Here is a 24,943-nt window from a genome sequence, read left to right on the forward strand (position 1 = left end):
TGCCCGCCGTGATCGACGTCGCGTCAGACGGCGAGCCAGGCGCCGAAGTTGGTGAAGGTCTCCGGCATGCGGCGCCGGGCGGACTCCAGGCCGGCGAAGGTCTCGCGCACCGTGGGGTGGTAGCGGGTCTGCTGCGGGGCGAGCTTGCGGGCGCGTTGCAGACTCCGGAACGCTTCCTCCGTATGGCCGGTCCACATCTGGGCCCATGCCACCTCGGCGTGGTGGTGGGCCTGCCGGGACAGCGGCCAGTCGGCCGGAATCGTCATCTCGCTCGCGGTCCGTACCGCCTCCGGATAGCGGTCGAGTTCGGCCAGGACACTGACCCGGTGGGCGCCGACGTTCGTCGGTCCGAACGAGAGCCAGTGGACCCGTTCGGCCGGCCCCGTGCGCGCGGCGATGACCGTGGCCTCGTCCAAGTGCCCTTCCGCCGCACCGATGTCCTTGTCGCGGCCCGCCAGCACCGCCGCCCCGAGGTGCAGTTGGCCGAGAACCACATCGCGTACCCGGCCGTTCTCCGCCTGCTCCAGGGCGGACATACCCAGTCGGACGAGCCGCTTTCCTGTGCGGTAGTCGCTGGCCCTCAAGTAGGCCAGCGCCCGCATGTACTGGCGAATCCCGCTGAGAACGGGATCTGAGGCCCGCTGGGCCGCCCAGTCCATACGGTCCAGCGCCACCGTGCACAGATCGGCGTAGCCGAGTTTTGTCGTCACGTCGTACGCGGTGCGGTAGGTGGCGGCCAGGAGTTGCCAGTGCCGGGTCGTGGGCTCGTTGTGTGCCGCGGTCGTGGCCTCCGTGATCAGGCCGGGCAGAAGCGTGGCCACCTTCTTGATGTCCGTCACCCGGACGAGTGCGCACAGTTGCTCCGCCTCGGCCTCCAACTCCCTGGTCGGGCGGGGGAGTACATCGGGATCGGGGCCGAGGTCGTAGATGTTCAGCGCTTCACGGATGGGCTGGATGAGGCCGTCCAACTGGTCCTGCCGCAGCTCGTCGAGGTACGGCTGCCCGGTCAACTCGGTGACCTGCACGGACATGGCCCGGGCCAGCGCGCCGATGACCGATGGACTGGCCGGCATGGCGCCCTGTTCCACCTTGGTCAGGGTGCTGTAGGAGACGTGGGAGAGATCGGACAGTTCACGCTGCGTCAGCCCGCGCGCTTTACGGGTACGCGCGATACGTGCGCCGGTGAATTCCGCAACGTGCCGGGGCATATGGGACTCCGTTCCGCGCGTCGACACCAGAACGGTACCCCCGCCACATGACGCCGGAACGGCGAGCAGCACTTACGTGGGCTTGCGAGGGAGGGCGCATGATCCCCGAACTCGGGCCGCGAGGGGTTCGCTTCGCGGCCCGGGTCGGCGGTTCGCTATTCGTTGGTGTGGGGCGGGTGGTGGGTGGTCCAGTCGGTGCGGGCGGCGGTCAGGGCGGGGTTGATGTGGTGGTCGAGGTGGTCGGCGTGGGTGCGCAGCGTGGTGGCGAGGTCGGTGAGGGCGGTGGGGTCGAGGCCGGTGATCCAGTGATCGTCGATGATGCGGAGGTTGACGACGGGGACGTTGGGCTCGGGGGCGTCGGCGTAGGGGACGCATTCGAGGGTGCCGCTGAGGATTTCCGCTTCCTGCGCGGGGCCGTTGCCGTTCACGACGGGCAGGCACAGGCCGTTGAAGGCGGCGCGGTGGGTGATGTCCGCGAGCTGGGCGGAGAGCCGGTCGAGCGGTACGCCGGTTTCGGTGGGGTCCTCTTCCGCCCAGGCGGGCAAGTGGCCCGTGGCGGCGTAGCCGTTGGTCGTGGTGAGGGTCCACGTCTTCGCCGGCGCTTGCGTGGTGGTCATGGGGTCGGTTCCTGTTCCGTTGCCGGGGATTCGAGGTCGGTGAGGGTGAAGTCGTTCAGGGTCATGACGAGTTGGGCGGCCAGGACCCAGGGCAGGCGGGGGTCTCCGTAGCGGAAGGTGCCCACGTGCACGGCGACTGGCGTCGGACGGGCGGCCTGGTACAGCGCGCCGCTGACTCCGGTCTGGGTCCAGGTGCGTACGCGCAATGCCACGCAGGCGGTGCGCAGATGCGGGCAGGCGCGGACCGAGCGGTGGGCGCAGGGCACGCAGATGGGCGGATGGGTGGTGCGCTCCTCACCCCGTTGCAGGATGGGGTCGTCGGGGGCCGCGTCGATCAGCCACAGCACCCCGTCGGCGTTGCGGTCGGCGGGCCCGCCGCAGATCTGGCACCGCAGCCCGCCCATCGCGATGCGCTGCCGCAGTCCGTGCACCTGCCCCAACCGGGGCTGTCCCCGCCCGGGTTGCGAGGGGTCGCGCCGCCACAGCACGCCGCGCTCGTCCCGGTCGAACGACCGCTCGTCCGCGTACGCGATGCCCGGCCGCTTGCGCCTGAGAACCAGGGGCATCGCGCCCGACGGCTCCCCGCTCCACCGCGCGACGTACGGCACCCCGCCCCACCGGCCCTCGGAACTGGCCCGGTCGCCGGCCGCAACGTTGTCAGCCACGCCCGACCGCCCGCCCCCGCGAGACCGCGTCCACGGCCGGGGCATACGGACGCACCAGCGCGTGCGCGTCGCTGTTCGGCTCCGCCGCCGTACGGACCGCTTCCCGCCGGATCACCGGAAACGGGTCGGGGGCCGCCGCAGCGGAACCGAGGGGGTGGTGGACGACGGGTGACGGGCCGAGAAGGGCCCTACTCCGTCCCGGCCACCGCCGGATACGCTCACACATGTCAGCCTGCTTTCGTCAGGTCGGCCAAGCCCCCGGACCGTTCAGCCGGTCGCGGGGGTGCTCTTGGTCCATGACGCTATGAGCGTCCGTCACCTGACAGGGACACAGATTGTGCCCCCTCGCTCACGCAGCGAGCAGGCCCATCTTCACGGCGAGTTCGGACGCCCTTCGGCGACGGGCCGGAATCGACGACTCGGTCTCCTCCAGCACGATCCGCTTCGCGTAACCGTTGTACTTGATCGTCTCCGGCGCGGCTTCGTGGGCTTTGTCCAGCGTCGCCAGGGCCACGTCCGGCTGGCCGTCGAGCTGGTAGCCGCGTGCCTCCTCGATCCGGTGGCGGGCCCGGCGCGGCCGGGACGGGAGCGTGACCGCGTCGGCGGCAGCGGCCTGCCGTACGGACTCGCCACCCGCGCGCAGTTCCACGGCGACCGTGACGGCGTGCGCACCCATGACTGCCCGCGAGAACGAGGTCACCGGGTCGAAATAGTCGGCGGGCAGCCGCTCGGCCATGGCCCGGGCCAGGTCCCAGTGGCGCCAGGCCGTACCCGTCTCGCCGCGCCTCGCGGCCGTGTACCCGATCTCGAAGGTGAGCGCGCCCGCGATGGCCAGTACGCCGTCCGGCGCGTCCGGCAGCAGCGGCTCCAGATATGTCAGGCTGTCGCGGTTCACGGCATCGGCGGCGTCGAAGTGGGCCGGACCGGAGTCGCGGTGCGCCTGCCCGGCCAGCCAGGCCGCCAACCCGATGGCGCGCGGGTCCTCGCTCTCCTGAGCGGCGATCAGACCTCGCTCCGCCACCCGCCACAGCAGCGGCGCGTCGGGCTGGTAGGCCACGAAGAACTGGCACAGCGAGTACGTCTCGCTGAGGACGGCCTGTGCCGCCCGCCGTTCCCCGGCCCGGTCCGCCTGCCGTACGGCGGCCTGCGCGTCCCGGATGAGGTCGGGCAGCAACGCGCCCAGGACGTCGCGGTGGTGGGGCGACCTGTGCCGGGCGGCCCAGGCGTGGTCGAGTCGGGCCCGCAGGTGGGCGGTCGGCGGCGCCTCCAGCCGGGAGCCGACGGGGAAAGCGTCGACCGCGGCTTTCACGGCCGCCAGCCGGGGGTGTCCCGGACCCGCGAACAGGTCGACATGGAGGGTACGGCTGCCCGTGAGATCCGCCAGATCACGCACCCGCAGGATTTCGGCGATGCTCAGGATGATGTCGAGCTTCGGTGTCTTCAACCGACCGCTCTCCACACCCTTGACCCATGATCCGGAGCGTCCCAGCAGGCCGCCCAACTGCTCACGGGTAAGACCCCGCCGGGTGCGGAGAATCCGAAGCCGCTGTCCGAAGGCCAACGGGTCGGAGTACGGGTCCGGATCGGCGTCTGCGTTCGTCACGGCCTTGTCCCTCCCTGCGGATTCGTCACCACAAGGGTAGGCCGCGAGACCGCCCCGCGTTCCGGCGCGCGGTGGCCGATTGCCGATGCTGGGGATCGGCGTGGGCAGGGCACGGCGGAGCCCGGATGTCAGAATCCCGAAGCCCGCCCGGGGCTTCCGCCACGACAAGGAGACCGTATGCGGGTCGGAATAACGGGGCATCGCGGGTTGCCCGAGGCGTCGGAAGCGCTCGTACGGGAGGCGATACGGGAAGCCGTGCAGCCCTACGCGGGCGCCGACTTGACCGGCGTGTCCTGCATCGCCGACGGCCCCGACGCGTGGTTCGCGCAGACCGTACTCGACCTCGGCGGCCGCCTCGAAGTGGTCGTACCTGCCGAGGAGTACCGGGACTCGCTGCCCGCGTGGCACCACCGCACGTACGACGAACTCCTCAGCCGGGCCGCGGAGATCCACGCGACGGGCCTCGCCCGGTCGGACTCCCAGGCGCACATGACCGGCAGCGAGATCCTGGTCGGCCTGGTGGACGAGGTGATCGCCGTCTGGGACGGCCGGCCGGCGCGGGGCTACGGCGGTACCGCCGATGTCGTCCGCTACGCGCGGGAGCACGGCGTGGCGCTCCGCGTGCTGTGGCCCGAGGGGGCCACCCGGGACTGAGCCCAGGTCGCGCGGCGGTTGAGGGGCGCGCGCTCAGGGGCGCGCGAAGGCCCGGTGGGTGGAACGCCGGCGCAAGGGGGCGCGGGGCTTTTTTGCCCGCTTCATCCGTTTGGGTGATCTGAGCCGTCCGCGCGCCCCAAGTGGGCCGCCGACTCGGCAGAATCGGCGGAACGCGGCAAGCCCGGGAAAGCCGGCGCACGCACGGGGGGAGCCGGGCGGATGATCCTCGAACGAACACGCAACGGAGTGCGCAGAGCCCCATGGGCCGTGCTGGCCGGCACCTGGGTGTGCGTACTCGGCGGCCTGGAGTGGTGGCTGCCCGAAGGCGCCGACGCCTTACCCGGCCTCGCCGTCACCCCCGCCCTGGCCTGCGCCGCGGGCGCCCGGCAGCGCTGGATCCTGGGCAGCGGCGTACTCACCCTGGCCGTCCTGAGCAGCGAACTCGCCGACGACTCCCTCGACGACGGCGGCCCGGTGTTCGGCGCCGCCGCCACCGTCCTGGTCGTCGTGCTCGCCGGGATGTGGACCGCCGCCCGCCGCACCCGGATGACCGCCGAGCTGGACCGTACCCGGGAGATCGCCACCGCCGCCCAGCAGGTGCTGATGCGCCCGCTGCCGTACCGGGTCGGCGCCTGGACCGTCGCGGGCGAGTACGTCTCGGCCAGCCGGGGCGCCCGGGTCGGCGGCGACTTCTACGAGGTGCTGGCCACCCCCTACGGCGTACGCGTCCTCATCGGGGACGCCCGCGGGCACGGACTGCCCGCGCTCGGCCTGGTCGCCGCCCTGCTCGGCAGCTTCCGCGAGGCCGCCCACCAGGAACGGGACCTCGCGGGCGTCCTGCACCGCCTCGACAGCGCCCTGGGCCGCCACCTGCGCGAGCGCGCGCACGGCGAGCACCCGGCCGCGGCCGGCACGCCCCCGCCGGACCCCGCGGCCGAGGAGTTCGCCACCGTCCAACTCGTGCAGCTCTCCGACGACGGCGTGTTCCAGGCCGTCAACTGCGGCCACCCGCCGCCGTATCTGCTCAGCCGCAGACCGCGCCCGCTGCCGCTGGGCGAACCGCTGCCGCCGCTCGGGCTGTTCGATCCGTTGCACACGGCCACGCCCTCGACCTGCGGGCGGATCGGCGTGGGGGAGGGGCTGCTGCTCTACACCGACGGGCTGCCGGACGCCCGGGACGGCGCGGGCCGCTTCTTCTCGCTCTCCGACGCGCTGCCGCACGTCCTCGGCGCCGCCTTCCGCAACCGGATCGCCCCGCACGGCCCGACCGTCGCCGCCGGCATCCGTACGGCCGTGCGCCGCCACACCGGTGGCCGGGTCACCGACGACATGGCCGTACTCGTCCTGGTGCGCAACTCCGCCCGCACCCCGGACGCGCCGCGCACGGCCGCCCTGCTCTCCGGAGCGCCGCGACCCTGAGTCCTCTCTTCCTTGGTAGATATGGGGATATAGCCAGTAATAGCCCCTAACGGAAGAGAGAGGCCGCATGGCCACAGCGCCCGGTCACGACGCGCCTGTCCCCGCTGCCGGTGTCGCCGTCACGGCCGCCGGGCTGGCGCTGCGCGGCTCGGACGGGCCGATCGTCACCGGCGTCGACCTCACCGCCCCCGCCGGCGAACTCCTCGCCGTCATCGGCCCGGCCGGCTCCGGCCGCACCTCGCTGCTGCTCGCCCTCGGCGGCCGGATGCGGCTGCGCGCGGGCACCGCTGAGGTCGGCACCGTCCGGCTGCGCACCGGCGCCCGCGAGGTACGCCGCCGCGTCGCCGTCGCCCGCGCCCAGGGCGCCGCCGCCCCCGACCCGTACGACAAGGTCGGCGAACTCCTCGACCTCGCGGGCCTGTACGCGGGCCACCGGACCGGCGCCCGCGCGATCGGCGACGCGCTGGCCGCCGTCGGGCTGACCGTGGTCGACCACCCCAAGTCCGACGAGCCCGGCGTCCTCGCCCGCTCCGCCCGCTACGAGCACCTGCACGCCGCCGACCGACTGCTGCTCGCCGTCGCCCTCGCCCTGGTCGGCGAGCCCGAGGTGCTGCTCGTCGACGACGTCGACGAGGGCCAGGACGACCGGGGCAGCCACCGGGTATGGACCGAGCTGCGCCGGGTCGCCGAGTCCGGCACCACCGTCATCGCCACCGCCTCCGGCGCCACCACCGCGGGCCGCTACGCCCACCGCACCGTTCTGCTGGCGCACGGCGCCAATGACGACGGGAGCGACGGCCTGCCCCGGGGCGGCGCCCGGTGAACGCGTTCCGCCTCGCCCTCCAGGAGTGGCGCCGCCTCACCCGCGGCCCCCGTATCCGCGTCCTGGCGCTGATCTCGATCGTCCTCGTACCGAGCCTGTACGGGGCGCTCTATCTGTGGTCGAACTGGGACCCCTACGGCAAGCTGCACAAGGTGCCGATCGCGCTGGTCGACGAGGACCGGCCGGTCACCCTCCCCGACGGCAGCACGCTCGCCGCGGGCCGCCGACTCACCCAGGAGCTGATCCGGCGCGGCACCGTCGGCTGGCGGCAGGTGAGTGCCGCGCGGGCGCACGCCGGGGTCGGCGACGGCGACTACGCGTTCGGCCTGACCATCCCCGCCGACTTCAGCGCGAAACTCGCCAGCCCGCTCAGCGGCAAGCCCCGGCAGGCCACCCTCGTGTTCGACCTGAACGACGCCAACGGCTTCATCATCAACAAGCTCTCGCAGAGCATCGAGTCGGGCATCGTCGCCGCCGCGGACTCCGTCGCCTTCAGCTCGTACACCAAGGCCGCGCTCACCCGGCAGGCCAAGGACCGGCAGGCCGCGGCCCAGGGCCGGCCGCCCAGCGGCGGCCCGCTGCCGAGCAGTCCGGCGCAGATCGACGCCTTCGCCAAGGCCGTCGGCCGGCCGCTGGCCGTCCGCTCGGTCAACCGCCACCCGGCCAAGCTGTACGGGCGCGGCCTCGCGCCCTTCCTGCTCTCCATCGGCCTGTGGGTGTTCGGCATCGCGGCCTTCGAAGTGCTCCGCCCGCTGGACGCGTACGGCCTGACCACCAGGGCGCGAACCGCGACCGTCGCCTTCGGCGGGCTGATCGCCGCGCTGGTGCCCGCCCTGATCGGCGCCGGGCTGCTCTATCTGATCGCCCAGTTCGGCCTCGGCCTCGACGCGGTCGATCTGGGCGGCGCGCTCGGGGTGATGGCCCTCGGCACGGTCTGCTTCACCGCGATCACCCATGTGCTGCGGGCCGCGTTCGGCACCCCGGGCGCCCTTGCGGCCCTGGCGCTGCTGATGATCCAGCTCACCTCCTGCGGCGGCCTCTACCCCGTGCAGACCACCCCGGCGCCCTTCCGCGCGGCGCACGTGGTGATCCCGATGACATACCTGGTCGACGCCCTGCGGATCACCCTGACCGGCGGCGACACGGGCCGTCTGTGGCGGGACGTGGGCGTCCTGGCCGGGTGGACCGCCTTCGCGGTGGCCGCACTGCTGCTCACCGCGGCGGTACGCCGCCGCTGGACGATGTACCACCTGCGGCCCGCCCTGAGCGACTAGAGGCGGGCCCGCCGGGCAGACGACCCACCGGGTCAGCCGAGAAGGAGTACGACATGGCCGAACATCCGGCCGAGAAGGAGCCGGGCGGGCCGGACAGCCCGATCGAGCCGTCGGGCGACGAGGCCGCGCGCGTCATGGCCGCGTCCGGTGACGAGGCCACCGGGCGGGCACTCGCGGCCGCCAAGGAGGCAGCGCCTCAAACACCCCCCAAGCCCCAGGTGTCGCAGGAACCCCCGGCGCCGCGCGTGCCGACCGTCGTCGTGGACGACCTGCACATCGTCTACCGGATCTACACCGCCGGCGCGGGCCGCGGCAGCGCCACCTCGGCCCTGCGCCGCCTTCTGATGCGCACGGGCTCGCCGAGCGTCCACCTCGTGCACGCCGTCAAGGGCGTGACGTTCACGGCCTACCGCGGCGAGGCCATCGGCATCATCGGCTCCAACGGCTCGGGCAAGACCACGCTGCTCAAGGCCATCGCGGGCCTGCTGCCCGCCGAGCGCGGCAAGATCTACACCGACGGCCAGCCGTCCCTGCTCGGCGTGAACGCCGCGCTGATGAACGACCTGACCGGCGGCACCAATGTGATCCTCGGCGGCCTCGCCATGGGGATGTCCCAGGAGGAGATCCGGTCCCGCTACCGGGGCATCGTGGAGTTCTCCGGCATCAACGACAAGGGCGACTTCATCACCCTGCCGATGCGGACGTACTCCTCCGGCATGGCCGCCCGGCTGCGCTTCTCCATCGCGGCGGCCAAGAACCACGACGTGCTGATGATCGACGAGGCACTGGCCACCGGCGACCGCGCCTTCCAGAAGCGCTCGGAGGAACGTATCCGCGAACTGCGCAAGGAGGCCGGCACGGTCTTCCTGGTCAGCCACAACAACAGGACCATCCGCGACACCTGCGACCGCACCCTGTGGATCGAGAAGGGCGAACTCCTCATGGACGGCCCCACGGACGAGGTGGTCCCCGCCTACGAGACCCACTCCAACCAGGACTGACCGCGCGGCCCCCCGGGCGGGGTCAGTACGGGTAGAAGCCCGCGCCGGACTTACGGCCCAGGCGGCCCGCGTCGACCATGCGCCGCAGGATCGGGGGAGCGGCGTACAGCGGCTCCTTGTACTCCTCGTACATCGAGTCCGCGATCGCCGCGACCGTGTCCAGGCCGATCAGGTCGGAGAGCTTGAGCGGGCCCATCGGGTGGGCGCAGCCCAGCTCCATGCCGTTGTCGATGTCCTCGCGGGTGGCGATGCCCGACTCGAACATGCGGATAGCCGAGAGCAGATACGGGACCAGGAGCGCGTTCACCACGAAGCCGGAGCGGTCCTGGGCGCGGATCGCGTGCTTGCCCAGCACCTCCGTGACCAGGTGTTCCGCGCGCTTGAGGGTGTCACTGCCGGTGGTCAGCGCCGGGATCAGCTCGACCAGGCGCTGCACGGGCGCCGGGTTGAAGAAGTGGATGCCCAGCACATGGTCGGGACGCGAGGTGGCGACCGCGAGCCGTACCAGCGGGATCGAGGACGTGTTCGACGCCAGAATCGCGTCCTCGCGGGTCACCACCTGGTCCAGCACCCGGAAGATGTCCAGCTTGACCTGCTCGTTCTCCACGACCGCCTCGATCACCAGATCCCGGTCGGCGAATTCGCCCAGATCCGTGGTGAAGCTCAGCCGCTCCAGCGCCGCGTCCCGCTCGTCCTCGGTGAGCTTGCCGCGCTCGGCCGCCTTGCCGAGCGAGTGGGAGAGCCTGGCCCGGCCCAACTCCAGCGCCTCACCGGTGGTCTCGGCGACCCGGACATCGAGCCCGGCCTTCGCGAACACCTCGGCGATCCCGGAACCCATCTGGCCCGCGCCGACCACTCCGACGCGCTGGATGTCACTCACTCGTCAGCCCCTCGCTGTTGCGCGCCGCGGTCGACCCGCGGTGCTCCCGTGCCGGTCCGGTGCCGGTCCGGTGTCGATCCCGCACTGCTCACGTACCGGACAGACGTTACCGCTGCCCGGTACCCGTGGAGTCGGTCGGGGCCGTTCCACGGGGTACCGGGCAGCGGGGGATCACGGTCGGGCCAGGATCAGGAGCGTGACCGTGACCGGGAGGGCGTCATGGCGAGATCAGCTCACCGCGCACTTCGCGCCGTTCAGGGTGAAGGACGTCGGCGGGGTGTTCGCCGTGGTGAACGTCCCGTTGAAGCCGACGTCCACCGAGGCTCCGGCGGCCAGCGAGGGCGCCCAACTGGGCGCGGTGGCGGTCACCGTGGCCCCGCTCTGCGTGTAGTCCGCGTTCCACAGCGAGGAGATGGTCTGACCGCTGGGGAACGTCCAGACCAGCTTCCACGGGTTGACCGCTGCCGTACCGGTGTTCTTGACGGTCACCGACGCCTGGAAGCCGCCCGGCCAGCTGTTGCTGACCGTGTACTTCACCGTGCAGGCCCCGCTCGACGGGGAGGTCGGAGGCGTGGTGGGAGGCGTCGTGGGCGGGGTCGTGGGCGGAGTGGTCGGAGGTGTGGTGGGCGGGGTTGTCGGGGGAGTGGTCGGAGGTGTGGTGGGCGGAGTCGTCGGGGGAGTGGTCGTACCGCCGCCGCCCGAGGTGTCGGACGTGTCGCCGTAGATGATGCCCCGGCCGTTGGTGCCGACGTAGACCCGGCCGTAGACCCGCGGGTCACCGGTGAGGGCGCCGCCGGTCCAGCCGTACTGGTGGGCGTCGTCGTTGATCCGCACCCAGCTGACACCCTTGTCGGTGGAGCGGTACAGACCGCGTACCCCGCCGATCTTGGCGCTGGTGAAGAGCGTCTGGTAGCTCGCGCCCGGCGCGGCCTTGCCGAAGCCGATGTTGTCGGCCTGGTCGATGCCGCTCACCTTGGTGAAGGAGGCGCCGGAGTTGGTGGAGTGCCACAGGCCGTACGCGCCGTCGGTGGTGCCGCCCGCCAGCCAGACATCGCCCTCGGTGCCGGGCAGCGCCTTGACATGCACGGAACTGGCCGGAAGACCGGTGGCCGCGGTGGCGGTGAAGGACGCGCCGCCGTCGGTGCTGACATAGAACTTGCCGGCCGAGAAGCCGTAGAACTTCTTCGGGTTGACCCGGTCGGCCGCGATCACCGCGCCCGACGGTATGCCGGTCGAGGCGGTCCACGAACTGCCGAAGCCCACCGTGTACTTGACGCCCGTGCCCTCCGGGCTCCACAGGAAGCGGCTGCCGTCGGCCGCGGCCGCGACCGTACCGCCGCCGCTCACCCCGGACGGGTCGGCGCCGGCGAACCAGTTGGCGCCGTTGTCGGTGGAGAAGGCGACATGGGCGCCGGAGTCGACGTTGCCGGTCCTGACCATGATGTTCGGGTTGGTCTCGGCGTAGTCCAGGCCCGTGGAGGTGGTGAAGTTCGGCTGCTGGAACATCATCGCCGGGATCTTGGTGAGGTCGGTGTGCCGGAAGCCGCCGATGTCACCGAGCGCGCTGACCAGCGGGGCGCCGGTCGGCGGGCTGATCAGCTCGTTGACCGCCGTCTCCTCCAGGCCCTTGACGTTCGGCTTGATGGTGAACTTGCCGCCCGCGGTGTCCCAGTTGGTGAGGTTGTCGGTGCCGAAGATCGTGGCGCCGGTGCCGTACCACATGCGGTTGGAGTTGAAGGGGTCGATCTCCAGCGACTCGGTCATCCAGCCGAGCTTCGGCGTGGACTCCGGCGGCGACGGGTTCGCGCCGAAGGTCAGCCACGGCACCGCGGAGACGTCCAGGGTGAAGCGGTTGTCCCGGTTGGGGTAACTGCTGTAGTCCCAGGCGTGGGTCCAGGTCGCGCCGCTGTCGGTGGACCGGTAGATCTGGGTGTCCGGCCACCAGGAGCTGTAGCCGGTCACCATGATCGTGCCCGGGTGCTGGCGGTCGACGGTCAGACCGCTGTAGCCGAAGTACGTGTCCGTGTCCGACAGCGGGCTGATGTTCGTCCAGACGCCGGTCTTGGTCGCGTACCGCCACACCTGGCCCTTGGCGCCGTCGTACGGGCCGCCGGTGTCGCTGGTGGCGAGGTAGAGGTAGCCGTTGACCGAGTCCAGCACGCCCTTGTGCGCGATGTACCCGGTCGGCTGGCCGGCCAGCCGGGACCAGGTGGTGCCGCCGTCGGTCGAGCGGTAGACGGTGTTGTCCTTGTCGGCGACACCGACGTAGACGGTCTGGGTGGTGGACCCCTTCGTGCCCGTCGTCGGGTCGAAGGTCACCCAGACGATGCCCTGCTTGTCGCTGTTGTACCCGGACGTGTCCGAGGGGTCGTCCGCGTAGTTGCCGACATTCGGGAAGGCCGTGACCTTCGACCAGGTGACACCCGAGTCGGTGCTGCGCCACAGGCCGTTGCCGCTGGGCGCGCCCAGGTAGAGGATGCTGTCCTTGTTCGGGTCGATGGCCAGCCGCTCACCCATGCCGCGGCCCGGCATGTTGCCGCCGAGCTTGAACGGCAGGTCGGTGGCCTGCCAGGTCGCCCCCCGGTCGGAGGAGCGCAGCACCGAGCCGTTGTTGGGGTCCCAGCTGTTGGTGTAGGTGCCGACGGCCGCGTAGACCTTGTCGGGCGCGAGCGCGTCTGTGGCCAGGCTGACCACGCCGGTCCGGCTCCAGTGGTCCCAGTCCACCGAGTCCAGCAGCGGTGTCCAGGACTTGGACGACTCGTTCCAGCGGTAGGCGCCGCCGATGTCGGTACGGGCGTACGCGAGGTTCTTCTCGGACTGGTTGAAGATGATGCCGGGGACGAAACCGCCGCCGCCGATCTGGGCGTTGTTCCAGCTGTACGTACTGGCGACGGACGCGGCGGCCGGGGCCGCCTGCGTTCCGGTGGAGGCCGCCGCGGTGGTCGACGCCACCGTGACGGCGCCGCCGATCAGCGACAGGGCCGCGACGAGCGCGGCGACAGGTCTGCGAAGCATGTTGAGGGGTCGTCCTCTCCGTACGGACGGGCCCGTGAACCGGACCCGGGGTGCGGTGGTGGGGGGTGGACGTGCTGGTGTTTCCGCTTCAGACATGGGATGTGTGGGAGCGCTCCCACGTCTGGGAGGTCCGATGTTAGCGCCCGGAGGGGCGGCCGAGAAGGGTCCGTCGTCGACCGCGGTGAACGGGTGAGTCTCCAGTGAGGCGTGTTGCCCTGTGGGTGGACGGGTCGCATGATCGGACGGAATCACGGGCGAAGTTGCCGGAAGCCGTGCGAAGTTGAGGGAAGCCGTCGGCATTCGTCGGTACTCGTCGGCATTCGGCGGAAGTTGACGGTGCATCGGGAGACGCGGATGGGACGGGCGGAACAGGACAGGCGAGCGCGGGGGATCTCGCGCCGGAGGCTCACGGCGGCGGCCGCGGGCGTGACCGCGGCGGCGTTTCCCGGTACGGCGTTCCCCGGTACGGCGAGCGCGGCTTCGGCGGAGGACCCGGCCGGGCGTCCGGCCGCGCGCGGCCACCGTCGTGAGCTGCGCGGCATGTGGATCGCCACCGTGGCCAACACCGACTGGCCGTCCGCGCCCGGCCTCTCGCCCGAGCGCCAGAGGAGCGAACTGCTCGACCTCCTCGACCTCGCCGTCGAACGGCGGCTGAACGCCGTGATGTTCCAGGTCCGCCCGACCGCCGACGCGCTCTGGCCCTCGCCGTACGAGCCCTGGTCGCGCTACCTGACGGGCACTCAGGGACGTGATCCGGGCTGGGACCCCCTCGGTACGGCCGTCCACGAGGCGCACCGGCGCGGTCTGGAGCTGCACGCCTGGTTCAACCCCTACCGCGTCGCGTTGAGCACCGATGTCTCCGCGCTTGCGCCCGGCCACCCGGCCCGGCTGCACCCCGACTGGGTTCTGCCGTACGGCGGCAAGCTGTACTACAACCCCGGCCTGCCCCGGGTGCGCCGCTTCGTCGAGGACGCGATGCTCGACGCCGTACGCCGCTACCCGGTCGACGCCGTGCACTGGGACGACTACTTCTACCCGTACCCCGTGGCGGGCGAGGTCTTCGCCGACGACGACGCCTGGGCCCGGTACGGCGCCGGCTTCCCCGACCGCGACGCCTGGCGGCGCCACAACACCGATCTGCTGGTCGCCGAGACCGCCGCCCGGATCAGGCGGATCAGGCCGGGCACGCGATTCGGCGTCAGCCCCTTCGGCGTCTGGCGCAACGCGGCCACCGACCCGCTCGGCTCGGCCACTCAGGCGGGCGTGCAGACCTACGACGACCTGCACGCCGACACCCGCAAGTGGGTGCGCGAGGAATGGATCGACTACATCGTCCCGCAGGTCTACTGGAACATCGGCTTCGCCGCCGCCGACTACGCCACGCTCGTGCCCTGGTGGTCCGATGTCGTGGCCGGCACCCGGGTGCGGCTCTACATCGGCGAGGCCCTGTACAAGGCGGGCGCCGAAGGCCGGCCCGACGCCTGGCAGGACCCGGCCGAGCTCTCCCGCCACCTCGACCTCGACGCCGCCCACCCGCGGGTGCGCGGCAACGTCTGGTTCTCGGCCACCCAGGTCGCCGCCGACCCCCTCGGCGCGATGAGCCGCGTCGTCGCCGACCACTATCCGACCCGGGTCCGTACCCCGTGAGCGCGGCCGCCTGCCGGTCCTCTGCCGTACGACCCGTACGTCCGCCCGCCGACCGGTACGGGCCGCCGCCCGCCCGTCCGTCCGCCGGGTCCTCGGCCTCGGATAGCCTGAGAGGACGATGCACCGATTCACCACGCCGTGGGGCGACCTCGATCTGACCCGCTTCCCGGCGGACCCGCGTGAGCAGTTGCGGGCCTGGGACGCCGCCGACGACTACGTACTGCGGCACCTCGCCGACGCGGGAACGGACCTGTCAGGGGCCGTGGCCGTGGTCGGCGACCGCTGGGGCGCCCTGACCACCGCTCTCGCCGCGCACCGGCCCACGCAGATCTCCGAATCCCACCTCGGACAGCAGGCCACCCGCGCCAACCTCCGCCGCAACGCGCCCGGCGCGGTGGACGACGTCACCCTGCTGTCGACCCGGGACACCCCGCCGGAGCGGATCGACGTCCTGCTGGTGCGGGTGCCCAAGAGCCTCGGCCTGCTGGAGGACCAGCTGCACCGGCTCGCGCCCGCCATGCACGCCGGGACGGTGGTGATCGGCGCGGGCATGGTCACCGAGATCCACACCTCGACGCTCCGGCTGTTCGAGCGGATCGTCGGCCCGACGCGTACCTCGCTGGCCGTGCGCAAGGCCCGGCTGATCCTGTGCACACCCGACCCCGCGCTGCCCCGCACGCCCAGCCCCTGGCCGCTGCGCTACGAGCTGCCCGACGGCATCGGCCCGCTGTCCGGCCGGACCGTCACCAACCACGCCGGGGTCTTCTGCGCCGACCGCCTCGACGTCGGCACCCGCTTCCTGCTCCAGCACCTGCCCGCCCGGCAGGGTCCCGACCGGGTGATCGACCTCGGCTGCGGCAACGGTGTCGTCGGTACGGCCGCGGCCGTCGCCAACCCCGGGTCCGACGTGCTGTTCATCGACGAGTCCCACCAGGCCGTGGCCTCGGCGGAGGCCACCTTCCGGGCCAACGCCGATCCGGCCGCGCGCGCCGAGTTCCAGGTCGCCGACGCGCTCACCGCGATCTCCGCGGGTAGCGCCGACCTCGTGCTCAACAATCCGCCGTTCCACTCCCACCGCGCCACCACGGACGCGACGGCCCGCCGGATGTTCACCACGGCGCGCGCGGCGCTGCGCCCCGGTGGCGAGCTGTGGGTGGTGGGGAACCGGCACCTGAGCTACCACGTCATGCTGCGGCGGATCTTCGGCGGCTGCGAGGTCGTCGCCTCGGACCCGAAGTTCGTGGTGCTGCGCGCGGAGAAGCGCTGAGAGAAGGCGCGGGGCGCCTGAGTGCGGGGCCGCCGGGCACGGGGGAGGGGCCGCGGCGTCCGGACTCGGGGGAGACCGCGGCGCCGGTCGCAGGGCTCGGGGCCGCAGGGCACGGGAGACCGCGGCGTCCGGGCGCGAGGGCCGCAGGCCACGGGGGAGAGAGACCGCGGCGTCCGGATTCGGGACCGCTGGGCACGCGGGAGACCGCAGCGTCCGGTCGCAGGGCTCGGGGCACCGCAGGGCTCGGGGCCGCGGGGTTCCGGGCGGCTGGGCACGCAGGGCCGGATCATGCGGGCGGCCGTCCCGAAACCGCCCGCGCCGCCGTGCGTGCGTGGGCGCGTGCGCGGCCCGCACGGGGAACTGCGGGAAAGCGGTGAAACCGCCGGTAGCGCACCAGGGCGCCGTACGGCGCCGGCGGCGCCCGGGCCGCGCGGAATCGCGCGCCCGTACGCTCGCACGCCGACCGCCGTGGCGCGCTACCGGGTCAGAGCTTGGTCATCCGCGTGTACGGACTCGGAATCCGCCGGGGCAGCGAACCGAAATCGACGACAACCGCGTCGTGCTCGACTCCGATCACCCGGCCGAGGCCGTGTCCGTCATGGCTGACCCGATCGCCGGTCTCGAACACCTTGAGAGGCGCCGGGGCAGGCTGTTTGAAGGGACTGGAGGGCAGGATGCGCCGGGCTGCGGCTGGCTTTGTCATTACACCCAGTATGCGCGCCCGGTGACCCGGCTGCGCCTCCCCGTCCAAGTGATCCTGTGCGAAACAACGAGGACCTTTGCATAAGAGTGCGGTCGACCGTATAGTCATGCTGTCGAGGAGGAGGAGTCGATGACAGTGCGGGTGGCGGTTGCCGGTGCCAGTGGGTACGCCGGGGGAGAGGTGCTCAGACTGCTCGTGGGGCACCCCGAGGTCGAGATCGGGGCGGTGACCGGGAACTCCAACGCCGGTCAGCCGCTCGGCGCTCTCCAGCCGCACCTGGTGCCGCTGGCCGGGCGCGTACTGGAACGCACCACCCCGGAGACCCTGGCCGGGCACGACGTGGTCTTCCTCGCGCTGCCGCACGGCCAGTCCGCGGCCGTCGCCGAGCAGCTGGGCGAGGACGTGCTGGTCGTCGACATGGGAGCCGACTTCCGGCTCAAGGACCCGGCCGACTGGGAGCGGTTCTACGGGTCGCCGCACGCGGGCAGCTGGCCGTACGGGCTGCCCGAGCTGCCGGGGGCCCGCGCCGCGCTGGAGGGGTCCAAGCGCGTCGCGGTCCCCGGCTGCTACCCGACGGCCGTCTCGCTGGCGCTCTGGCCCGCCTACGGGGCCGCGCTGGTCGAGGCCGAGGCGGTGATCGTGGCCGCGTCCGGCACGTCGGGCGCCGGCAAGGCCGCCAAGACGCATCTGCTCGGCTCCGAGGTCATGGGCTCGATGTCCCCGTACGGGGTCGGCGGCGGCCACCGGCACACCCCCGAGATGATCCAGAACCTCGGCGCGGTGGCGGGCGAGCCGGTGAGCGTGTCCTTCACCCCCACCCTCGCGCCCATGTCCCGCGGCATCCTCGCCACCTGCTCGGCCAGGGCCCGCGCCGGCGTCACCGCCCAGGACGTACGGGCGGCCTACGAGAAGGCGTACGCGGACGAGCCCTTCGTCCATCTGCTCCCGGAGGGCCAGTGGCCCGCGACCGCCGCCGTGTACGGCTCCAACGCCGTCCAGGTCCAGGTCGCGTACGACGAGAGCGTCGGGCGGGTGATCGCGATCAGCGCGATCGACAATCTGACCAAGGGCACGGCGGGCGGCGCGGTGCAGAGCATGAACATCGCCCTCGGCCTGCCCGAGGCGACGGGACTGTCCACGATCGGAGTGGCCCCTTGAGCGGCTTGAGCTTGACGGGCTTCGCGGGAGGGGCCGCCGGGCGGCGGACGACGACGGCCGCGGGCGTGTGGCTGATGAACGGACAATTGTCAGAGGAGAGGACACCGTGAGCGTCACGGCAGCGAAAGGGTTCACGGCGGCGGGGATCGCCGCCGGGATCAAGGCGAACGGCAACCCGGACCTGGCCCTCGTGGTCAACACCGGGCCGCGCCGCGCCGCCGCGGGCGTCTTCACCTCCAACCGGGTGAAGGCCGCGCCCGTCCTGTGGACGGAGCAGGTGCTCAAGGGCGGCGCGGTGACCGCCGTCGTCCTCAACTCCGGCGGGGCCAACGCCTGTACGGGCCCCCAGGGCTTCCAGGACACCCACGCCACCGCCGAGCGGGTGGCCGACGTACTCGGCCACAGCGCCGGCGAGATCGCGGTGGCCTCCACCGGTCTGATCGGCGTCACCCTGCCGATGGACAAGCTGCTGCCGGGCATCGACCGGGCGGCCGCCGAACTGTCCGAGCACGGCGGCGAGAAGGCCGCGCTCGCCATCAAGACCACCGACACCGTGCACAAGACGGCCGTCGTGAGCGGTACCGGCTGGAGCGTCGGCGGCATGGCCAAGGGCGCGGGCATGCTCGCGCCGGGCCTGGCCACCATGCTCGTCGTCCTGACCACCGACGCCGACCTCGACGCCGGGACCCTGGACAAGGCGCTGCGCGACGCGACCCGGCGGACCTTCGACCGGATCGACTCCGACGGCTGTATGTCCACCAACGACACCGTGCTGCTGCTGGCCTCGGGCGCTTCCGAAGTCGCCCCGGAGTACGGCGAGTTCGCCGACGCGGTGCACACGGTCTGCGCCGATCTGGCCCGGCAGCTGATCGGCGACGCGGAGGGCGCGAGCAAGGACATCAGGATCGAGGTGGTGGGCGCGGCCTCGGAGGAGGACGCCGTCGAGGTCGGCCGTTCCATCGCCCGCAACAACCTGCTCAAGTGCGCCGTGCACGGCGAGGACCCCAACTGGGGCCGGGTGCTCTCCGCGATCGGCACCACCGGCGCCGCCTTCGAGCCCGACCGGCTGAACGTGGCGATCAACGGTGTGTGGGTGTGCAGGAACGGCTCGGTCGGCGAGGACCGCGACCTGGTCGACATGCGCTTCCGCGAGGTCGTCATCACCGCCGATCTGTCCGCCGGAGCGGAGTCCGCCGTGATCTGGGCCAACGATCTCACGGCCGACTACGTCCACGAGAACAGCGCGTACAGCTCATGACGTCCCCCAACCTCCGGCCGGGGGTACCCCCGCGCAAGCACACCGCGATGCCGAAGGCGCAGATCCTCATCGAGGCGCTGCCCTGGCTCACCCGGCACAACGGCCGGGTGGTGGTCATCAAGTTCGGCGGAAACGCCATGGTGGACGAGGAGCTGAAGGCCGCCTTCGCCCAGGACGTGGTCTTCCTGCGGCAGGCCGGGCTCAAGCCCGTCGTCGTGCACGGCGGCGGCCCGCAGATCAGCGCCCAGCTCGACCGGCACGGCCTGGTCAGCGAGTTCAAGGCCGGGCTGCGGGTCACCACCCCCGAGGCGATGGACGTCGTACGGATGGTGCTGGCCGGGCAGGTGCAGCGTGAACTCGTCGGGCTGCTCAACCGGCACGGCCCGCTCGCGGTCGGTCTGACCGGCGAGGACGCCCACACCATCACCGCCGTCAAGCACTACCCGCGGATCGACGGCGAGTCCGTCGACATCGGCCGGGTCGGCGAGATCACCGCCATAGACACCGGCGCGATCGAGGCACTGCTCGCCGACGGCCGTATCCCGGTCGTCTCCTCCATCGCCCGCGCCGCCGACGACCACCACGTCTACAACGTCAACGCCGACACCGCGGCCGCCGCGCTGGCCGCCGCGCTCGGCGCCGAGACGCTGATGGTCCTCACCGACGTCGAGGGCCTGTACGAGGACTGGCCGAACAGCGACGACGTGATCAGCCGGCTGACCGCCACCGAGCTGGAGAAGCTGCTGCCCGACCTGTCCAGCGGCATGGTGCCGAAGATGGAGGGCTGTCTGTTCGCCGTGCGCAACGGCGTACGCACCGCCCGGGTCATCGACGGCCGGGTCCAGCACTCGATCCTGCTGGAGATCTTCACCGACGAGGGGATCGGCACGATGGTCGTGCCCGACGCCCCCGCGACCGCACCGCAAGAAGGGGGAGTCCAGTGACCGGCAACGAGGAACTGGCCCAGCGCTGGCAGGGTTCGCTGATGGACAACTACGGGCTGCCGCGGCTGCCCCTGGTCCGCGGCGAGGGCGCGAGGTTCTGGGACGCCGACGGCAAGGTCTATCTGGACTTCCTCGGCGGCATCGCCGTCAACTCGCTCGGCACCGCGCACCCGGCCGTGATCGAGGCGGTGTCCCGGCAGGTCGCCTCCCTCGGCCATGTCTCCAACCTCTTCATCGCCGAGCCGCCGGTCGCGCTCGCCGAACGGCTGCTCCGGCTCTCCGGCAGGCCCGGGCGGGTGTACTTCTCCAACTCCGGCGCCGAGGCCAACGAGGCCGCCTTCAAGATCGGCCGGCTGACCGGGCGTACCCGTATGGTCGCCACCGAGGGCGCCTTCCACGGCCGGACGATGGGCTCGCTCGCGCTCACCGGCCAGCCGAAGAAACGTGACGCCTTCCACCCGCTGCCCGGTGACGTCACCCATGTGCCGTTCGGCGATGTGGACGCGCTGCGGGCCGCCGTCACCACCGACACCGCGCTGGTGATCATCGAACCCCTCCAGGGCGAGAACGGCGTCGTCGTACCGCCCGCCGGATATCTGCGGGCGGCCCGCGATATCACCGCCGCGACCGGCACCCTGCTCGTGCTGGACGAGGTGCAGACCGGCATCGGGCGTACCGGGCACTGGTTCGAGTGCCAGGCCCAGGGCGTCGAGCCCGATGTGGTCACCCTGGCCAAGGGGCTGGGCGGCGGGCTGCCGATCGGCGCGACCCTCGCCTTCGGCCCGGCCGCCGACCTGCTCACGCCGGGCGCCCACGGGTCGACCTTCGGCGGCAACCCGGTCGCCTGCGCCGCCGCGCTGGCCGTCCTCGACACCATTGAGGCGGACGGCATCCTGGACAACGTCAAGCGCCAGGGCGAGAAGCTGCGGCAGGGCATCGAGGCGCTGCGACACCCGCTGGTCGATCATGTGCGCGGTTCCGGGCTGCTGATCGGTATCGTGCTCACCGAGCCGCTGTCCGGAGCGATCCAGCAGGCGGCTCAGGACGCCGGATTCCTGGTGAACGCCGCCGTGCCCGACACGGTACGGCTCGCGCCGCCGCTCATCGTGGGCGACGCCGAGACGGACGCGTTCCTCCAGGCCCTGCCCGGTGTCCTCGACCAGGTGTACGAGGCCGCTCGGGCCACCACCCGGGCCGTCGCGGCCGCGGGGGCCCCGAGCGCCGCTCAGGCCGACCGGCCGGGACGATGACGGAGACCGACGCGCGATGACCGAGGCGCACACGCAGGGCGGCAGCCAGGCCGTACCGCAGACCCGTACGGCACGGCACCGCAGGATCGTGGACATCCTCGGCCGCCAGCCGGTGCGGTCGCAGAGCCAGCTGGCCAAACTGCTCGCCGACGACGGGCTGAGCGTCACCCAGGCGACGCTCAGCCGGGACCTCGACGAACTCGGCGCCGTCAAGATCCGCACCAATGACGGCGAACTCATCTACGCGGTGCCCTCCGAGGGCGGTTTCCGCACCCCGCAGGCGCCGCTCGGCGAGTCGGTCAAGGAGGAGCGGATGCGGCGGCTCGCCGCCGAACTCCTCATCTCGGCCGAGGCGTCCGCGAACCTCGTGGTGATCCGCACCCCGCCGGGCGCGGCCCAGTTCCTGGCCTCCGCGATCGACCAGGCCGAGGTGTACGACATCCTGGGCACGATCGCGGGCGACGACACGGTGATGCTGATCAGCCGGGACGCCTCGGGCGGCCAGAAGCTGGCCGACCACCTGCTGCGGCTGGCCCAGGGCGACGCCTGAGGGGTTCCCAAGGGTTCGCGCCCTTGGGGGCCCTTTCAGGTTGCAGGGCCCCGGCTTCCGCGCCTGAGGAGCCGGGGCTCTTCGCGTCCGATTCCGACGCGCGGAGGGTCGGCGGGGGTCGTCAAAGGGCCTCTGACCTGCCGCGTTGACGAGTCATACGGTGGAGTGCATACTTATACCAGTCAGTGGATGCATCGTAAGGAGAGACCCGTGACCGAGCGCGTCGTACTCGCCTACTCAGGCGGCCTGGACACCTCCGTCGCCATCGGCTGGATCGCCGAGGAGACCGGCGCCGAAGTCATCGCCGTGGCGGTGGACGTCGGCCAGGGCGGCGAGGACATGGACCTCATCCGCAAGCGCGCGATCGCCTGCGGCGCGGTCGAGGCCGAGGTCGCGGACGCCAAGGACGAGTTCGCGGACGAGTACTGCCTCCCCGCGATCAAGGCCAACGCCCTCTACATGGACCGCTACCCGCTGGTCTCGGCGCTCTCCCGGCCGGTCATCGTCAAGCACCTGGTGGCCGCCGCCCAGAAGCACGGCGCCTCCACGGTCGCCCACGGCTGCACCGGCAAGGGCAACGACCAGGTCCGGTTCGAGGCCGGCATCACCTCGCTCGCCCCCGGCCTGAAGTGCATCGCCCCGGTCCGCGACTACGCGATGACCCGGGACAAGGCCATCGCGTTCTGCGAGGAGAAGAACCTCCCGATCGCGACCACCAAGAAGTCGCCGTACTCCATCGACCAGAACGTCTTCGGGCGGGCCGTCGAGACCGGCTTCCTGGAGGACATCTGGAACGCGCCGATCGAGGACGTGTACGAGTACACGCAGAACCCGGCGACTCCCCGCGAGGCCGACGAGGTGACGATCACCTTCAAGCAGGGCGTCCCGGTCGCCATCGACGGGCAGCCGGTCACGGTCCTTGAGGCGATCCAGCAGCTGAACGTACGGGCCGGCGCCCAGGGCATCGGCCGGATCGACATGGTCGAGGACCGGCTGGTCGGCATCAAGTCCCGGGAGATCTACGAGGCCCCCGGCGCGATCGCCCTGATCACCGCCCACCAGGAGCTGGAGAGCGTCACCGTCGAGCGCGAGCTGGCCCGCTACAAGCGGCAGGTCGAGCAGCGCTGGGGCGAGCTGGTCTACGACGGTCTGTGGTTCTCCCCGCTCAAGCGGGCGCTGGACGGCTTCGTCAACGAGGCCAACGAGCATGTCTCCGGCGAGGTCCGGATGGTCCTGCACGGCGGCCGGGCCGTCGTCAACGGCCGGAAGTCCGACGAGTCGCTCTACGACTTCAACCTGGCCACGTACGACACCGGTGACACCTTCGACCAGTCGCTGTCCAAGGGCTTCATCGAGATCTTCGGCCTGTCCTCGAAGATCGCGGCCAAGCGGGACCAGGCCCAGTGACGAACGGCAAGGCGGCACACGACGGGGGCCCGTCGTCCGAAAGCAAGGCCGGCGGCAAGGACCGTAACAAGGACGAGAACCTGCGGCTGTGGGGCGGCCGGTTCGCCGACGGCCCCGCCGAGGCGCTGGCCCGGCTCTCCGCCTCCGTGCACTTCGACTTCCGGCTGGCCCCGTACGACATCGCGGGCTCCCGGGCGCATGCCCGGGCGCTGCACACGGCCGGGCTGCTGACGGCGGACGAGCTGGCGCGGATGATCGCCGGGCTCGACACCCTCGAAGCGGACGTGGCCGCCGGTGACTTCACCGGCACCATCGCCGACGAGGACGTGCACACCGCGCTGGAGCGCGGTCTGCTGGAGCGGGTCGGCGCCGACCTCGGCGGCAAGCTGCGGGCCGGCCGGTCGCGCAACGACCAGATCGCCACGCTCTTCCGGATGTACCTGCGCGACCACGCCCGGATCATCGGCGGTCTGATCGCCGACCTCCAGGACGCGCTGGTCGGCCTCGCGCAGGCGCACCCGGACACCGCGATGCCCGGCCGCACCCACCTCCAGCACGCCCAGCCGGTGCTCTTCGCCCACCATGTGCTCGCACACGCCCAGGCGCTGTCGCGGGACGCGGAGCGGCTGCGGCAGTGGGACGAGCGCACGGCCGTGTCGCCGTACGGTTCGGGCGCGCTCGCCGGGTCCTCGCTCGGCCTCGACCCCGAGGCCGTCGCCCGTGACCTGGGCTTCGAGCACGGCTCGGTGGGCAACTCGATCGACGGCACCGCGGCGCGGGACTTCGTGGCCGAGTTCGCCTTCGTCACCGCGATGATCGGGGTGAACCTCTCCCGGATCGCGGAGGAGGTCATCTTGTGGAACACGAAGGAGTTCTCCTTCGTCACCCTGCACGACGCCTTCTCCACCGGCTCGTCGATCATGCCGCAGAAGAAGAACCCGGACATCGCGGAGCTGGCGCGCGGCAAGTCCGGGCGGCTGATCGGCAATCTCACCGGGCTGCTCGCGACGCTCAAGGCGCTGCCGCTGGCGTACAACAGGGACCTCCAGGAGGACAAGGAGCCGGTCTTCGACTCCTGCGACCAACTGGAGGTGCTGCTCCCGGCGTTCACCGGGATGATGGCCACCCTCACCGTGCACCGCGAGCGTCTTGAGGAGCTGGCCCCGGCCGGCTTCTCGCTCGCCACCGACATCGCCGAGTGGCTGGTACGGCAGGGTGTGCCGTTCCGGGTCGCCCACGAGGTCGCGGGGGAGTGCGTCAAGGTCTGCGAGGCCGAGGGCATCGAGCTGGGCGATCTGACGGACGAGCAGTTCGCCAAGATCTCCGAGCATCTGACGCCCGAGGTCCGCGGGGTGCTCGACGTGGCCGGTTCGCTGGCCTCGCGCAACGGGCGCGGCGGTACGGCGCCGAGCGCGGTCGCCGTCCAGCTCGCCGAGGTCAAGGCCGATCTGGCCGCCCAGCACACCTGGGCGAACGCCGACCGATAGGGCGGCACCACGCCCTGGGACCAAGGTCCCAGGGCCGCGGAATCCGCCATCCGTGTACCGGAACCCCGTATGCCGCCGTCCCTCCGGAGGGACGGCGGCATACGGGGTTCCGC

At 71.9% G+C, this 24,943-nt stretch carries 21 protein-coding genes; 14 read left to right on the forward strand and 7 right to left on the reverse strand.

Annotated elements, in window-relative coordinates; translation table 11 throughout:
• Positions 1-23 precede the first annotated feature (23 nt).
• From OHA30_RS30105 to OHA30_RS30120, 4 genes are all read right to left on the reverse strand, one after another.
• Positions 24-1,208 carry a helix-turn-helix domain-containing protein gene (locus OHA30_RS30105; RefSeq protein ID WP_328917025.1) on the reverse strand — a complete coding sequence of 395 codons (1,185 nt, stop codon included), beginning with the start codon at positions 1,206-1,208 and terminating at the stop codon, positions 24-26.
• A gap of 155 nt (positions 1,209-1,363) precedes the next feature.
• A complete protein-coding gene (locus OHA30_RS30110) occupies positions 1,364-1,825 on the reverse strand; it encodes a DUF6907 domain-containing protein (RefSeq protein ID WP_328917026.1) in 462 nt (153 codons plus the stop codon).
• Entirely contained in the window at positions 1,822-2,490 is a 669-nt protein-coding gene (locus OHA30_RS30115; RefSeq protein ID WP_328917027.1) for a hypothetical protein, read from the reverse strand. Before OHA30_RS30115 ends, OHA30_RS30110 begins: the two co-directional genes overlap by 4 nt.
• 349 nt (positions 2,491-2,839) lie before the next feature.
• Positions 2,840-4,093 carry a helix-turn-helix domain-containing protein gene (locus OHA30_RS30120; RefSeq protein ID WP_328917028.1) on the reverse strand — a complete coding sequence of 418 codons (1,254 nt, stop codon included), beginning with the start codon at positions 4,091-4,093 and terminating at the stop codon, positions 2,840-2,842.
• Positions 4,094-4,270: 177 nt separating this feature from the next.
• Here OHA30_RS30120 and OHA30_RS30125 point away from each other — a divergent pair, with 177 nt between their 5' ends.
• The 5 genes from OHA30_RS30125 to OHA30_RS30145 all read left to right on the forward strand — a co-directional run bounded on the left by OHA30_RS30125 (position 4,271) and on the right by OHA30_RS30145 (position 9,264).
• Positions 4,271-4,747, forward strand: coding sequence for a hypothetical protein (locus OHA30_RS30125; RefSeq protein WP_328917029.1), 477 nt, complete (start codon positions 4,271-4,273; stop codon positions 4,745-4,747).
• Positions 4,748-4,966: 219 nt separating this feature from the next.
• On the forward strand, positions 4,967-6,166 hold the full coding sequence (locus OHA30_RS30130; RefSeq protein ID WP_328917030.1) for a PP2C family protein-serine/threonine phosphatase: 1,200 nt from the start codon (positions 4,967-4,969) through the stop codon (positions 6,164-6,166).
• Positions 6,167-6,233: 67 nt separating this feature from the next.
• Positions 6,234-6,989, forward strand: coding sequence for an ATP-binding cassette domain-containing protein (locus tag OHA30_RS30135; protein ID WP_328917031.1), 756 nt, complete (start codon positions 6,234-6,236; stop codon positions 6,987-6,989).
• Positions 6,986-8,263 (forward strand): YhgE/Pip domain-containing protein, encoded by a 1,278-nt coding sequence (locus OHA30_RS30140; RefSeq protein ID WP_328917032.1) that lies wholly within the window; start codon positions 6,986-6,988, stop codon positions 8,261-8,263. The genes OHA30_RS30135 and OHA30_RS30140 overlap by 4 nt, the downstream gene beginning before the upstream one ends.
• 53 nt (positions 8,264-8,316) lie before the next feature.
• Positions 8,317-9,264, forward strand: a complete 948-nt coding sequence (locus OHA30_RS30145) for an ABC transporter ATP-binding protein (RefSeq protein WP_328917033.1) — start codon at positions 8,317-8,319, stop codon at positions 9,262-9,264.
• A 22-nt stretch (positions 9,265-9,286) separates the two neighbouring features.
• On the opposite strand, the gene OHA30_RS30150 is transcribed toward OHA30_RS30145, so the two are convergent.
• Both OHA30_RS30150 and OHA30_RS30155 read right to left on the reverse strand, forming a co-directional pair.
• Positions 9,287-10,144, reverse strand: a complete 858-nt coding sequence (locus OHA30_RS30150) for a 3-hydroxybutyryl-CoA dehydrogenase (protein WP_328917034.1) — start codon at positions 10,142-10,144, stop codon at positions 9,287-9,289.
• Positions 10,145-10,372: 228 nt separating this feature from the next.
• Positions 10,373-13,159, reverse strand: coding sequence for a cellulose binding domain-containing protein (locus OHA30_RS30155; RefSeq protein ID WP_328917035.1), 2,787 nt, complete (start codon positions 13,157-13,159; stop codon positions 10,373-10,375).
• A 354-nt stretch (positions 13,160-13,513) separates the two neighbouring features.
• Here OHA30_RS30155 and OHA30_RS30160 point away from each other — a divergent pair, with 354 nt between their 5' ends.
• Both OHA30_RS30160 and OHA30_RS30165 read left to right on the forward strand, forming a co-directional pair.
• Positions 13,514-14,806: a glycoside hydrolase family 10 protein gene (locus OHA30_RS30160; protein ID WP_328917036.1), complete on the forward strand. Its 1,293-nt coding sequence runs from the start codon at positions 13,514-13,516 to the stop codon at positions 14,804-14,806.
• A gap of 118 nt (positions 14,807-14,924) precedes the next feature.
• Positions 14,925-16,073, forward strand: coding sequence for a methyltransferase (locus OHA30_RS30165; RefSeq protein WP_328917037.1), 1,149 nt, complete (start codon positions 14,925-14,927; stop codon positions 16,071-16,073).
• A gap of 484 nt (positions 16,074-16,557) precedes the next feature.
• Here OHA30_RS30165 and OHA30_RS30170 read toward each other — a convergent pair whose 3' ends face one another.
• On the reverse strand, positions 16,558-16,776 hold the full coding sequence (locus OHA30_RS30170) for a hypothetical protein (RefSeq protein ID WP_328917038.1): 219 nt from the start codon (positions 16,774-16,776) through the stop codon (positions 16,558-16,560).
• Positions 16,777-16,905: 129 nt separating this feature from the next.
• Between OHA30_RS30170 and argC the strand changes: the two genes are divergently transcribed.
• The 7 genes from argC to argH all read left to right on the forward strand — a co-directional run bounded on the left by argC (position 16,906) and on the right by argH (position 24,830).
• On the forward strand, positions 16,906-17,934 hold the full coding sequence (gene argC, locus OHA30_RS30175; protein ID WP_328917039.1) for an N-acetyl-gamma-glutamyl-phosphate reductase: 1,029 nt from the start codon (positions 16,906-16,908) through the stop codon (positions 17,932-17,934).
• Positions 17,935-18,040: 106 nt separating this feature from the next.
• Positions 18,041-19,192: a bifunctional glutamate N-acetyltransferase/amino-acid acetyltransferase ArgJ gene (gene argJ / locus OHA30_RS30180; protein ID WP_328917040.1), complete on the forward strand. Its 1,152-nt coding sequence runs from the start codon at positions 18,041-18,043 to the stop codon at positions 19,190-19,192.
• Positions 19,189-20,136, forward strand: a complete 948-nt coding sequence (argB, locus tag OHA30_RS30185) for an acetylglutamate kinase (protein WP_328917041.1) — start codon at positions 19,189-19,191, stop codon at positions 20,134-20,136. The genes argJ and argB overlap by 4 nt, the downstream gene beginning before the upstream one ends.
• A 41-nt stretch (positions 20,137-20,177) precedes the next feature.
• Positions 20,178-21,386, forward strand: coding sequence for an acetylornithine transaminase (locus tag OHA30_RS30190; RefSeq protein WP_328918054.1), 1,209 nt, complete (start codon positions 20,178-20,180; stop codon positions 21,384-21,386).
• Between the two features lie 16 nt (positions 21,387-21,402).
• Complete coding sequence (locus tag OHA30_RS30195) at positions 21,403-21,936, forward strand: arginine repressor (RefSeq protein ID WP_328917042.1); 534 nt, start codon at positions 21,403-21,405, stop codon at positions 21,934-21,936.
• Between the two features lie 210 nt (positions 21,937-22,146).
• Positions 22,147-23,343, forward strand: coding sequence for an argininosuccinate synthase (locus tag OHA30_RS30200; protein ID WP_328917043.1), 1,197 nt, complete (start codon positions 22,147-22,149; stop codon positions 23,341-23,343).
• 80 nt (positions 23,344-23,423) lie between these two features.
• Positions 23,424-24,830 (forward strand): argininosuccinate lyase, encoded by a 1,407-nt coding sequence (gene argH, locus OHA30_RS30205; RefSeq protein ID WP_328918055.1) that lies wholly within the window; start codon positions 23,424-23,426, stop codon positions 24,828-24,830.
• Positions 24,831-24,943: the final 113 nt, after the last annotated feature.

The sequence above is a fragment of the Streptomyces sp. NBC_00223 genome (assembly GCF_036199905.1).
Classification (GTDB): domain Bacteria; phylum Actinomycetota; class Actinomycetes; order Streptomycetales; family Streptomycetaceae; genus Actinacidiphila.

Coding starts and splice junctions, on each gene's coding strand:
- OHA30_RS30105 (WP_328917025.1), bottom strand. CDS start 1,208: ATGCCCCGGCACGTTGCGGAATTCACCGGCGCACGTATCGCGCGTACC.
- OHA30_RS30110 (WP_328917026.1), bottom strand. CDS start 1,825: ATGACCACCACGCAAGCGCCGGCGAAGACGTGGACCCTCACCACGACC.
- OHA30_RS30125 (WP_328917029.1), top strand. CDS start 4,271: ATGCGGGTCGGAATAACGGGGCATCGCGGGTTGCCCGAGGCGTCGGAA.
- OHA30_RS30130 (WP_328917030.1), top strand. CDS start 4,967: ATGATCCTCGAACGAACACGCAACGGAGTGCGCAGAGCCCCATGGGCC.
- OHA30_RS30135 (WP_328917031.1), top strand. CDS start 6,234: ATGGCCACAGCGCCCGGTCACGACGCGCCTGTCCCCGCTGCCGGTGTC.
- OHA30_RS30145 (WP_328917033.1), top strand. CDS start 8,317: ATGGCCGAACATCCGGCCGAGAAGGAGCCGGGCGGGCCGGACAGCCCG.
- OHA30_RS30155 (WP_328917035.1), bottom strand. CDS start 13,159: ATGCTTCGCAGACCTGTCGCCGCGCTCGTCGCGGCCCTGTCGCTGATC.
- OHA30_RS30160 (WP_328917036.1), top strand. CDS start 13,514: ATGGGACGGGCGGAACAGGACAGGCGAGCGCGGGGGATCTCGCGCCGG.
- OHA30_RS30165 (WP_328917037.1), top strand. CDS start 14,925: ATGCACCGATTCACCACGCCGTGGGGCGACCTCGATCTGACCCGCTTC.
- OHA30_RS30170 (WP_328917038.1), bottom strand. CDS start 16,776: ATGACAAAGCCAGCCGCAGCCCGGCGCATCCTGCCCTCCAGTCCCTTC.
- argC (WP_328917039.1), top strand. CDS start 16,906: ATGACAGTGCGGGTGGCGGTTGCCGGTGCCAGTGGGTACGCCGGGGGA.
- argB (WP_328917041.1), top strand. CDS start 19,189: ATGACGTCCCCCAACCTCCGGCCGGGGGTACCCCCGCGCAAGCACACC.
- OHA30_RS30190 (WP_328918054.1), top strand. CDS start 20,178: ATGGACAACTACGGGCTGCCGCGGCTGCCCCTGGTCCGCGGCGAGGGC.
- OHA30_RS30195 (WP_328917042.1), top strand. CDS start 21,403: ATGACCGAGGCGCACACGCAGGGCGGCAGCCAGGCCGTACCGCAGACC.